Here is an 11761-nt window from a genome sequence, read left to right as displayed (position 1 = left end):
TCGCTTCACGCTGCGCGCGAGCGGGCAACCGCATCCGACAGATCATGAAACAGGGTCATCACCAGCGGGCGGCGGTCGAGATTGTAGGTCTCGACGTCGCGGGCCGCACGCCCCAGCTTGTCCCATACCTCCGCCAGCGGTGCAAGGCGCGCCGGTTGCGCTGCAGCATGCGCGTGGAGATGGTCGGAGAGCCAGCTCTGCACGGTCTCGATCATCACCGCGAAATCGCCTTCGCCGGCCTTGCCGGCGACGTCCTCCGCCAGCGCCATCAGCGCCCCCAGGTCGATCCGGGGCAGCGCGTCCAGCCTCGCCCGCACCGCCTCGACCAGCGCCAGCGTCGTCGGGTCGACATAGGTCAGCGCCCGGCGCACCGAGCCGTCGGCGAGCCGCGCGGCGCGGCCGATTCCCGCCTCGTCGAAGGGGCCGCCCATCCGCTCCTGCGCGAGCGCGCCGGCCTCTGCCACCTGCGCCTCGTCGAGCGCGCCGAAGGTCATCAGCCGGCAGCGCGAGCGGATCGTCGGCAGCATCCGGCCAGGGGCGTGGGCCACGATCAGGAACAGCGCACGCGGCGGCGGCTCCTCGAGCAGCTTGAGCAGGGCGTTGCCGGCCGAGCGGTCCATGTCCTCAGCCGAATCGACGATGCAGACGCGCCAGCCGCCTTCGGCGGCGCTCGAGCCGAACCGGTCGAGCACGCGCCTCACCGCATCGACGGGGATGTTGCTGGTATAGCCCTTGCCGTCGGGCTTTTGAATCCGCCGCAGCAGATGCAGATCGGGATGGGACTGGGCCATGACCCGGCGGGTCGCGGGATCCTCAGCCGGCATTTCAAGCGAGGTCGCGCCCACCGCGCGCTGCGCCGGATCGCCGGCCGCCAGCACGAAGCGCGCGGCACGATAGGCGAAGCTCGCCTTGCCGATTCCCTCCGGACCGCCCAGCAACCAGCCGTGATGCATCCGGCCCGAGGCCAGCGCCGCCAGAAAGGCGCGCTCCTGAGCCTCGTGCCCGATCAGCGCCAGCGTCTCGCGCGGATGGGGGGCGCTCGGCAGGCGGTCGGGTTCATCGCTGGTCGGGAGCATGGTCGTCTCGTGTCGCGGAGCCCGCATCGTGTGCGGGTCGTGTTTGAGCCCGACGGCGCGTGAGGGCAAGCCCTTGCTTGAGGGGGGCGATCCGGCTGCGTCAGGCGGCTTGGGGGGACGGCAGCCGTTCGCGGATCGCGCTCCAGGCGGCCTGCGCCAGAACGGCCGGCGGCTGCGCCGCATCGAGCACGACGCAGCGCGAAGGCTCCGACGCGGCGATCGCGAGATAGGCCTGGCGCAGCGTGCTGTGGAACGCCAGCGCCTCGCCCTCGAACCGATCGGTGGCTTCGTCGGGCGCCCGGCGGCGGGCGGCGCGCGCCAAGCCGATGGTCGGGTCGAGATCGAGGATCAGGGTCAGATCCGGCATCAGCCCGTCGATGGTCACGGCCTCCAACTCGGCCAGCAGCCCGGCCTCGATCCGCCCGAGCGCGCCCTGATAAGCGCGCGTCGAATCGATGAAGCGGTCGCAGATCACCCAGTCGCCGCGCTCCAGCGCCGGCCGGATCAGGCGGTCGATATGGTCGATGCGGGCCGCCGAGAACATCAGCGCCTCGACGAAGGGGCCGTGGCGCTTGACCTGGCCGGACAGGATGACCTCGCGGATCGCCTCGGCCTTGGGGGAGCCGCCGGGCTCGCGGGTCAGCGTCACGCGCAGGCCGAGCGCCTCGACGCGGTCCTTGAGATGGCGCGCCAGCGTCGATTTGCCCGCCCCCTCCCCGCCCTCGAGCGTGATGAAGCGGCCGGGTGCGGCGGCCCCCATCAGCTGCGGCTCAGGGCCTTGCGGACCCAGCCCGTGGCGGCTTCCATCAGCGCGTCGAGCGCGCGGCTCTGCAGGGTCCCTGGCTGCACCGTCTCTGCGGCATAAAGGGGGATGTCGAGCGTCTTGACCTCGCCGCGCGTGACCAGGAGCCGGGCGACCTCCGCGCCCTCCTGGACGGGAACGGTGAGCGGCCCGCGATAGACGATGCGTGCGTTGAGCCGCTCGCTGCTGCCGCGCGGCAGGAGCAGGCTGACCGGGCCCTTGGCCTTGAGCCCGACGCGACCCTTCTCGCCGCCGAAAACGCTGGCCTCTCCGACGATCTCGCCCGCCTCGAAGATCTGGCGCGGCTCGAAGGCGCGAAAGCCCCATTCCAGCAGCTTGCGCGATTCATTGGCGCGGTCGCGGGCGGTCTTCAGCCCGTTGACGACGACGATCAGCCGCTGCCCGTTCTGCACAGCCGAGCCGACCAGACCATAGCCGGATTCATCGATGTTGCCGGTCTTGAGCCCGTCCGCTCCGATCTCCATCGCCAGCAGCGGGTTGCGATTCTGCTGCCTAATCTTGTTCCAGACGAATTCGCGCTGGCCGAAGATCCTGTAGTGTTCGGGATAGGTCTTGATGATGTGGTCCGAGAGCAGCGCCATTTCGCGCGCGGTGACCTTCTGCAGCGGGTCGCCCATGCCGGTCGCGTTCCGGAACACCGACTTCGGCAGCCCCAGCGCCCGCACCCGCTCGGTCATGATCCGGGCGAAGGTCGCCTCGTCACCGGCGACGGCTTCAGCCAGTGCGATCGAGGCATCGTTGCCGGACTGGACGATGATGCCCTGCAGGATGTCGGAGAGCTTCACCCGGCTGTTGAGCTGGGCGAACATCGTCGAGCCGCCCGAGACGCCGCCGCCCTTGCGCCAGGCGTTTTCGGAAATCGCGATTTCGCTGTCCAGGGTCAGCCGGCCCTGCGCGATCTCCTCGAAGGCGACGAGCGCGGTGGCGATCTTGGCGATACTCGCCGGCGCCATCAGCTCGTCGGCGGCTTTCTCGTAGAGCACCGTGCCGCTGGCGGAATCGAGCAGGACCGCGAACGGGGCCGGCGACTGGAAGCTCTGCGCCCGCGCCGCAGGGCCCTCGGCCAGGGATGTCAGCAGCAGCGCGCCGAGAAGACGCAGCAGCGCGACGCCCGAGCGACGGGGCGGCCGGGCGGCCCGCCGCGCAAGGCCGTCAAGGAAGAGGCTGGACGTGCTCATGCCCGATCTGAAGCAGAGCGGGACGCGCCGGGTCAAGGCGCGAATGGTTCAATTCCGCGCCAGCGGCTGCAGCGGCTGCGACAGCAGAGAGCGGTTGAGCGGATGCGAGGCGGAGAAGCGCTGCGTCGGCGCGCGCTCGGGCGCCGTGAACAGGCTCGCGACGCTGCCGCGGCTCGGCGGCAAGGTCGAGCGCAGCATTGCGGGAACGACGACCGGGTTGGCGGCGTTGGCGATGGTGTCGAGATCGAAGGGACGGCTGGGCGGCAGCCTGACGCCGCTGACCGGCACGCCGCCCGTCGCGGCGGTCGAAACCAGCGAAGCGGCGACCGGGGCGCTCGGCGCAACCGTGCGGATGCTGCTGTCTGCCGAGGCCGTCGTGAAGCCGGTCGGGGCATAGGCCTGGGCGACGGGCCGCGAAACGACGGGTTCGACGGCGGGCTCCGGCTGGGCCTCTTCGAGATCGGCGCTCCGCGAACGCCCCGCCGCGACCGGCGAGGAACTGGCGACCATGGTGCGCGCGCTGGTGCCCGGGATGGCGGCCGGCTGGCCGTCGGTGCGCAGGGTTGCCAGCAGAAGCCCGTCGTCGGAACCGGCAAGCGAGGCCTGGCCGAGATATTCGAACCTGATCCGGGCGGTGCCGAGATGGCGGAAGGCAAGCGCCTCTGCGGTCTTCTGCGAGACGTCCATCACGCGGCCGCCATGATAGGGACCGCGATCATTGACCCGCACGATGATCGAGCGGTTGTTGAGCATGTTGGTGACGCGGGCATAGGCCGGCAGCGGCATCGTCGGATGCGCGGCGCTGATGCCGTGGCGGTCATAGACTTCGCCATTGGCCGTCTTGCGGCCATGGAAGGCCTCGCCATACCAGGAGGCGGTGCCGACAGCGCTGTAGCCGACCGGCTTGTCGAACGGGGTGTAACGCTTGCCGGCGACCGAATAGGTCTTTCCGATCATCTGGCGCCCGCCGCCCTTGGGCACGTCTTGGCCATCGGCGACGACGCGCGGGCTGGCGGGGCCGTATTTGGCTTGCGGGAAGGCGCCGATTTCCTTCGACTTGCCGCGACGGGCGACCTGGTCATTGGCGCAGTTGGCGAGGAACAAACCCGCCAGCGCGACGCAGCCGAGGCGCAGGGCGCGATTGGCGACGGGGCGGGAGGACTGGGCGGGGCCCGGCTCGGTCGTGGCGGAAAGGGAGTCCGGTGCCGAAGGGCGAGCGCCTCGCATCATGCCGTCGTTCCGCTTTCTTCGCCGAAAACCCGCAAGTTCGGCCCAGCCGCGACAGCGGCGAAGCCAGAGTTTTCGGTCAATCCCGTTAAGGGACCGCTAACGCGCCGCGACGAGTCGCGACAGCGTCAACGGGTTGGTCCCCGTCTGCCCTTGAGCGGGCACAAAGGTGTCGGAAATGCGGCGGCTGTCAACCCGGTTCCCTGCTGCAGCGCTTTTTCAACCGCCGTGGCTTTGCCGCCGCAGCCTGAAGAGCCGCCTCGAACCGATGGGGCGGCGGCTCGCTTTGGCGGCACCGGCTGGCTCATGCAGGCTTCCGTCGGTTGGGCCGACGACAGCGCTTGCCAAAACGCCCCATGCCCGGCAATGAGATCGGCACGGAAGGGTGGCCGAGTGGTTTAAGGCAGCGGTCTTGAAAACCGCCGTGGGTGCAAGCCCACCGTGGGTTCGAATCCCACCCCTTCCGCCAATAAACTGAAAAATTGTATATCTTTCAGTTAGTTGTCGGTCGATTAGAACGCTTCCCACCCTATTTTCCACCGTAGACTGGCCGCAGATTCTGCGTCGTCATCACCTTACTGACGGGCTCGGCGGCCACCCGGTTAACCCGCAAGCCTCTTCCGTATGAGGTGTGCCTTAATCGGACGGGAGCAGGCGGCCAGCATCGCCGGCCAATATAGGCTACGCGGTGCCCTCGCGGATTGCGGGTTTGACCGACAGGGTTTGGGGTTTGGCGAAGGCGAGCCAATAAGCCGTTGCGACGATCGCGCCGCCGATGATGTTGCCGATGGTCGCCGGGATGAGATTTGCCAGGATGGCGAACGCCGTGATCGCCTCATTGACCTCAGGCGCGGCCGGCTGGACCAGCCAGCCATAGGGCAGCAGATACATATTGGCGACGGAGTGCTCGAAGCCGGCCGCGACGAAGGCGGCCACCGGAAGGGTAAGGCCCGCGAGCTTCTGCGTCACTGTCTCGCCAGCATAGGCGCACCAGACGGCAAGGCAGACGAGCATGTTCGCCAGGATGCCGCTGGAGAGCGTGGCCAGGAAGCCCGCTTCAGTCTTTCCCCGCGCCAGATCGACGGCGGCGCGGCCGATGGCGCCGTTCTGGCCCTCGTGCAGTCCCGCCGCAAAGACCAATCCGGCAAGGAGCAGCGAGCCCGCGAAATTGGCGGCGTAGACGATTGCCAGGGCACACGCCGCTCGGGACGGAGCGATCTGCCCTGCGAGTACCGCCCCCGTCATCATCGTGTTGCCGGTGAAGAGTTCAGCGCCCGCGATCATGACCAGCGCGAGACCGGTCGCGAAGACCAGACCGGCAACGATTTGGCCGACCCCGTAGGGCAGCCCATCTGCTCCGGTCAGCGCGATCGTCGCAAACAGGCCGCCGAACCCGATGTAGATGCCGGCGAGCACGCCGAGTACGAGCATAGATCGAACCGGCAGCGCCGCCTTGTCGGCGAGCGCCTCGAACACAGCCTTGCGCAGGTCGGCCGGCGCCGGCATCGGGGACGGCTGGGTCATGATGCTCTCTCTGCAAACCGCATCATTCGGCCGCGACCCGGATTGGGATCGACTTGGCTGCAGGCGTCATGCTCTCCTGTGCATATTGCCAGAGCGGGATCAGGGCGTTGCATTCAGGAAAATAGGCGGCGCAGGTGCCGGCGGGGATGTCGTAATCGATGACCTGGAACCCGCTCATGCTGCGAACGATGCCGTCGTCGACTGCGGTGGTCAGGCGGGCCTTGCCGTTCTTGGCGATGCCGAAGCGGATCCGGTCATCGGCATTCATCATCACGATCATGCGCGAGCCCTCGATGCCGCGCAGCCGATCCGAATAGCCGTAGACCGTGGTGTTGAACTGGTCGTTCGAGCGCAGGGTGATGAGCCGAAGGATACTGGAATCCAGCCCGTCGTCGAAGCTGGCGGAAAGGGCCGATGGCACCGCGAAATTAGCCTTGCCGGTCTCGGTCTCCCATTTACGCTCGCGCGCCGCGACCGGCCGAGGGAAGCCGCCGGGAATGTCCAGCCGATCATTGAAGTCGTGGAACGCTTCGGGAAAGGTTTCCGCGATCGCGTCGCGGATCGTACCGTAATCTCCGACCCATTCGTCCCAAGGGACCTTCGGATTGGGCGGCAGCGTCGCCTTGGCCATCTCGGCGACGATTTTCGGCTCGGACAGCAGCGTTTCGGCCGCCGGCATCCGCTTGCCGCGCGAGGCATGGATGCAGGTGGTCGAATCCTCGATCGTCACGATCTGCGGCCCGCTGGCCTGCTCGTCGATCTCCGAGCGAACGATGGTCGGGAGGAGATAGGTCGTCTTGCCGGTGATGAGATGGCAGCGATTGAGCTTGGTTGCGATCTGGACCGAAAGATCGATGCCGCCCCACTTCTCTTCCATCAACTCGCGCTCGGGGATGGCGCGCACGAAATTGCCGCCGAGCCCGATGAAGGCGCGCACGTTTCCGGCAATGATCGCCTCGCAGGCCTCGACGGTCGCCATGCCGTCCTCGCGCGGCGGCTCGAAACCGAACTGCTCGGCCAGGCGATCGAGCGGCACCAATTCGACCTTCTCGGCGATGCCGACCGTCCTCTGGCCTTGCACATTGGAGTGGCCGCGGATGGGGCAGATACCGGCGCCGGGCTTGCCGATCTGGCCGCGCATCAGCAGCAGGTTGACCAGCGTCCGGATGCAGTCGACGCCGAGCTTATGCTGCGTCAGCCCCATGCCGTAGATCGCGATGATCGCCTTGGCTTTGGCGAAGGTGGCGGCGGCCGCTTCGAGCGAGGCGCGCGGGAGACCCGAGGCCTCGATGATCTCGGGCCACTGCGTCTCGCGCAGCTTCGCCTCGAAGGCCGGGAAATCATGGGTGTGCTCGGCGATGAAAGCCTCATCGAGAACCAGTGGCCGTCCGGCTGCCCTGGCCTCGTCGTTCCAGGTCAGCAGCATCTTGCCGATGCCCAGCATGGCCGCGATGTCGCCGCCGGCGCGGACCTGGTAATACTGCGTCGCGATCTGGGTCGGGGTGTTGGTGATCATCTGGCCGGGGCGCTGGGGGCTGACGAAGGCCTCCCAGCCGCGCTCGCGCAGGGGGTTGAAGACGACGATCGGGATGTCGCGCTCGCGCGCCTCCTGCAGATCGTGCAGCAGGCGCGGCGAGTTGGTCCCGACATTCTGACCGAACGAGAAGATGCAGTCCGTCTCGGCGAAATCCTTGAGCAGGACCGTGCCGACGGGCGTACCGATGCTCTGCGGCAGCGCCACCGAGGTGGTTTCGTGGCACATGTTGGAGCTGTCGGGCAGGTTGTTGTGCCCGTAGAGCCGCGCGAAGAGCTGGTACATGTAGGAGGTTTCGAGCGAGGCGCGGCCCGAAGCGTAGAACACCGTCTGCCTGGGATCGTAGCCCTTCAGCTTCGCGCCGATATCGGCAAAGGCTTCGTCCCAGGAGACCTCGACATAGCGGTCGCTCGCGGGATCGTAACGCATCGGATGCGTGAGGCGCCCCTCATTCTCCAGGTCATAGTCGGACCAGCCCAGCAGTTCCGTGACCGTATGCCGCGCGAAGAACTCCGGCGTCGTCCGTTTCTTGGTCAGATCCCAAAACGTCGCCTTGGCGCCGTTCTCGCAGAACTCGGCGAGATGGGGTTCGCCGGGCTTGGTCCAGGCGCAACTCGTGCAGGCATAACCGTTGAGCTTGTTGTGATCGCGCATGAGCAGCGGGGCGGTCGTGATCGCCTGCTGCTGGACCGCATGCTTGCCGACGGATTTAAGCGAGCCCCACCCTCCGGTGGGCTGATCATAAGGCTTGAAGCGTGCGCGTCGGTCCATCGGGTACTCCTGAAAGGTCCTCCTGATCCAATGGTCCGACGCCGGGATGGTTCCTTAGCAAGCACGGATTCCAGCCCGTTTCTCTGGTCCGATCGGTTGCAAGCCGGGTGCGGCGCGGCCTGCGATGCACGTGGCGCAGCCCGCAGGGGCTGGACGCTAGAGGCAATGCGCCGGAAGCAGTACCGGCGCCCCCATGACGACGAGGCCGACGAGCCCGGCCCAGCCGCCGATGAGTGCGGCCCGCCGCAGGGCGGGCTCCTGCAGGGTCGTGCTGTCGCGGCCCGCGTGCCGCAGGGCCCAGGCCGCGACCAGGAGGCTGGCCAGCCAGAGCGGGATCAGCGCCATGTTGAGCGGCGTGAACGGGCCGAGCACCGGCCGCTCGCCCCAACCCAGGCCGCAGCCGAGTCCGTGCGCGCCATAGATCACCGCAAAACCCGCTGCCCAGACAAGCAATCCGCCAAACAGCCGGGTCACCAGCGCCATGACGCGGCTCCCGGCAGGGCGATCGCGGCCAGCACGATCAGCATCGCAGCCAGGCCATAGCGCAGCCAGAGCCGGGCGACGCGCGGCTCCAGCATGCGGGCGGGCGACACATAGCCGGCCGCAATCCGCCGACGAACGAAGGCCAGCACCACAAGCGCAATGAAGCCGTGCAGCGCGCCGTAGATCAGCATCACCCAGGTGACCGCGCCATAGGCATGGTCGCGCGGAGACGGCAGACCCAGCCAACCGAAGGCAAGCAGGCCGAGCATGCAGATCAGCAGCGCGGCGATGGCCACCACCAGCCCGGTTCCGGCGCTGCCCATGTCGCCGGCCAGCATGCGGCGGAACGCAAATCCCTCGGCGAGAAAGGCCAGCGTCACCGCGCCGAAGACGACGCCGCCGGCGAGAAGCGAAGGCTGGACCATAACCGGCGGCGGCCAGCCGGGACCGACGGTCGCCAGGAAGGCATAGCCGAACAGCATCGACGAGAAGAACGTCGCGTTGGTGACCAGTGCGAAGACGCTGCCCCACCAGCCCGGGGCCTCGGCCGCCTCGTGGTGCGGCAGCACGCTGGCGCCACGGCCGATGTCGATCGGGCCGAGATCGGCCCGGGCCCCCAGCGGCGCAGCCCAGCGCCACAGCAGGCTCGCCACTCCGAGAAGCGCGATCGGCGCGAGCCAATAGTAGCCGAGCAGGAGCGCCAGGAAGAAACTTCCCGTTGCGGCGGCTGTGGCGATGGGCAGCCAGGAATTGCCGGGGAGGATGACGATCTCGCTGACGCGGCCGGAGACGACCTCGACACCTGTGGTCTCGCGCAGCCCATCCCGGGTGCGGCCGAGATAGCCTTCGCCCATCGCCAGGCTCTGCGCCAGCTTATGATAGCGGTCGAGCGGCTCGCGCGACTCGACATGCGGCAGGCTGGCGAGATTGTAGCTCGGGGCCGGCATCGGCAGCGCCCATTCGAGCGTGCTCGCGCGCCAGGGATTGCGCGAGGAGCGGCGCCCGAAGACGATGGCCAGAACGCCATCGATCAGGACCACGGCGAATCCGAAGGTCATGACGAAGGAGCCTATCGAGGAGATCAGGTTGGGCCATTCCCAGCCCAGACCCGGCTCATAGGTGTAGATCCGCCGCGGCATGCCGAGCAGCCCGGTGAGATGCATCACCAGGAAAGTGACGTTGAAGCCGACGAAGATCAGCCAGAAGCCGAGCTGGCCGAGCAGCGGGTGCGAGCGGCGCGCGGTGAAGCGCGGCAGCCAGTAATAGACGCCCGCCAGCATGGGGAAGATGAAGCCGCCGATCAGCACGTAATGCAGATGCGCGGTGACGAAGGCGGTGTCGTGGACCTGCCAGTTGAACGGCACGATCGCCAGCATGACGCCGGTCAGCCCGCCCAGCAGGAAGTTGAAGAAGAAGCCGGCAATGTAGAGCATCGGCAGGCGCATCTGCGGCCGGCCGGCCCACATCGTCGCCAGCCAGGCGAAGAGCTGCACGACGGTGGGCACGGCCACGAGCGCAGACGCTGCCGAGAACAGGGCGAGCGCGAGATGGGGAATGCCCGTCGCGAACATATGGTGGACCCACAGCCCGAAGCTGAAGAAACCCAGCACCAAGATCGAGCCGACGATCCAGCCATAGCCGAGCAGCGTGTGGCGGACCATCACGGGCAGGACGGTCGAAACCACGCCGGCCGCCGGCAGGAAGATGATATAGACCTCCGGATGGCCGAAGAGCCAGAACAGGTGCTGCCAGAGCAGCGGATTGCCGCCGCGCTGCGGATCGAAGAAGGGCCAGCCGAAGGCGCGCTCGATCTCGAGCAGCGTCGAGGCCAGGATCAGCGGCGGGAATCCGACGACCATCATCAGAGCGGTGACGAGGATGTACCAGGCGAAGATCGGCATGCGGCCGAGCGACATGCCCGGCGCCCTCAGCTTCAGGACGCTGACCGTGATCTCGATCGAGGCGCAGACCGCCGAAATCTCGACGAAGGTGATGCCCAGCAGCCAGACATCGGCATTGATGCCCGGCGTATAGGTCTTCGACGCGAGCGGCGTGTACATGAACCAGCCGCCATCGGGCGCCAGGCCCACCGCCATCGCCACCAGCAGGATCGATCCGCCAAACAGGTAGCACCACCAGCCGAAGGCGGAGAGGCGCGGAAAGGCGAGGTCGCGCGAGCCCAGCAGCTTCGGCAGCAGGTACATCGCCAAGCCCTCGAAGAAGGGTATCGCGAACATGAACATCATCAGGCTGCCATGCATCGTGAAGACCTGATTGTAGATCTCAGGTCCGATGAAGGCTGAACGGGGCGTGGCGAGCTGAGCCCGGATCATCATGGCGAGCACGCCGCCGATGGCGAAGTAGACGCCGGCGGCGACCATGAAGCGGATTCCGAGATCGCTGTGGTTGACGCTGGTCAGGACGCCGCGCCAGCCGCGCGGCACGCCCCAGACCGCATCGAGTTCGCCATGAAGCTTGAGCGCGCTCATGGCTGCCCTCCGGTTTCGAGTGCCGCCCAGGCTTCCGCGTCATGGGCAACGACGGTGAAGTCCATGCCGGTATGGCCGGTGCCGCAGAACTCGGCGCAAACGCCGCCATAGCGCCCCGGAACATCGGCCCGGATCAGGATGCGGTTGGTCAGGCCGGGAATGGCATCGACCTTGCCGGCCAGCCGCGGCACCCAGAAGGCGTGGATGACGTCGGTGCTCGCGACCATGATCGCGACGGTCTGGCCGGCCGGGATGTCGAGGATGTCGGCGCGCGTCACGGAACCTCCTGGCGTCTGGCGGGTAAACTGCCAGCGCCACTGCTGGGCCGTTGCGGCAACGGTCAGCGCGGGGACCTCGCGAGCGCCGGTGATGCGCTCGCCCAGGACGACGCCGTAGACGGTTGCAAAACTCAAGAGAACCAGTGGGAAGACCAGACCGCCGCCGATGATGAACAGACGCAGCGAGACAGTTCGACCGCGATTGCGACGCAGGGCCAGAAGGAAGATGCCGAAGATGATGACGAAGGACAGTGCGGCCAGGCCGAGCAGGATCAGAAACAGCGTCAGGGTGCTATCAGCCGCGGGGCCCGCCGGATCCAGCGCCGACAGGCGCCCGCCGCAGCCACCCAGCGCCAGGGCGCCCAGCAGCACGAGGCC

At 67.6% G+C, this 11761-nt stretch carries 9 protein-coding genes and 1 tRNA gene; 1 reads left to right on the top strand and 9 read right to left on the bottom strand.

Going from position 1 to position 11761, the window contains the following annotated elements; translation table 11 throughout:
* Nucleotides 1–5 precede the first annotated feature (5 nt).
* The 4 genes from Q8S38_RS23110 to Q8S38_RS23095 form a co-directional block, all read right to left on the bottom strand.
* Nucleotides 6–1076, bottom strand: coding sequence for a DNA polymerase III subunit delta' (locus Q8S38_RS23110; protein WP_305682683.1), 1071 nt, complete (start codon nt 1074–1076; stop codon nt 6–8).
* A gap of 100 nt (nt 1077–1176) precedes the next feature.
* Nucleotides 1177–1836, bottom strand: coding sequence for a dTMP kinase (gene tmk, locus Q8S38_RS23105; protein WP_305682682.1), 660 nt, complete (start codon nt 1834–1836; stop codon nt 1177–1179).
* Entirely contained in the window at nt 1836–3077 is a 1242-nt protein-coding gene (locus Q8S38_RS23100) for a D-alanyl-D-alanine carboxypeptidase family protein (RefSeq protein ID WP_305682681.1), read from the bottom strand. The genes tmk and Q8S38_RS23100 overlap by 1 nt, the downstream gene beginning before the upstream one ends.
* 48 nt (nt 3078–3125) lie before the next feature.
* Nucleotides 3126–4307, bottom strand: coding sequence for a septal ring lytic transglycosylase RlpA family protein (locus tag Q8S38_RS23095; protein WP_305682680.1), 1182 nt, complete (start codon nt 4305–4307; stop codon nt 3126–3128).
* Between the two features lie 376 nt (nt 4308–4683).
* Here Q8S38_RS23095 and Q8S38_RS23090 point away from each other — a divergent pair.
* Nucleotides 4684–4773, top strand: a tRNA-Ser gene (locus Q8S38_RS23090).
* A gap of 212 nt (nt 4774–4985) precedes the next feature.
* Here the strand turns inward: Q8S38_RS23090 and Q8S38_RS23085 are convergent.
* The 5 genes from Q8S38_RS23085 to Q8S38_RS23065 form a co-directional block, all read right to left on the bottom strand.
* Nucleotides 4986–5828, bottom strand: coding sequence for a formate/nitrite transporter family protein (locus Q8S38_RS23085; protein WP_305682679.1), 843 nt, complete (start codon nt 5826–5828; stop codon nt 4986–4988).
* 22 nt (nt 5829–5850) lie between these two features.
* Entirely contained in the window at nt 5851–8133 is a 2283-nt protein-coding gene (locus Q8S38_RS23080) for an FdhF/YdeP family oxidoreductase (RefSeq protein ID WP_305682678.1), read from the bottom strand.
* A gap of 156 nt (nt 8134–8289) precedes the next feature.
* A complete protein-coding gene (locus Q8S38_RS23075; protein WP_305682677.1) occupies nt 8290–8616 on the bottom strand; it encodes a hypothetical protein in 327 nt (108 codons plus the stop codon).
* On the bottom strand, nt 8604–11105 hold the full coding sequence (gene ctaD / locus Q8S38_RS23070; protein WP_305682676.1) for a cytochrome c oxidase subunit I: 2502 nt from the start codon (nt 11103–11105) through the stop codon (nt 8604–8606). The genes Q8S38_RS23075 and ctaD overlap by 13 nt, the downstream gene beginning before the upstream one ends.
* Nucleotides 11102–11755 carry a cytochrome c oxidase subunit II gene (locus tag Q8S38_RS23065; RefSeq protein ID WP_305682675.1) on the bottom strand — a complete coding sequence of 218 codons (654 nt, stop codon included), beginning with the start codon at nt 11753–11755 and terminating at the stop codon, nt 11102–11104. The genes ctaD and Q8S38_RS23065 overlap by 4 nt, the downstream gene beginning before the upstream one ends.
* Between the last annotated feature and the right edge of the window lie 6 nt (nt 11756–11761).

The organism is Allobosea sp., assembly GCF_030695125.1.
In the GTDB taxonomy this organism is placed as follows: Bacteria; Pseudomonadota; Alphaproteobacteria; order Rhizobiales; family Beijerinckiaceae; genus Allobosea.
Note: the sequence above shows the minus strand (reverse complement) of the source record. Positions and strands in the feature narration are given on the sequence as shown.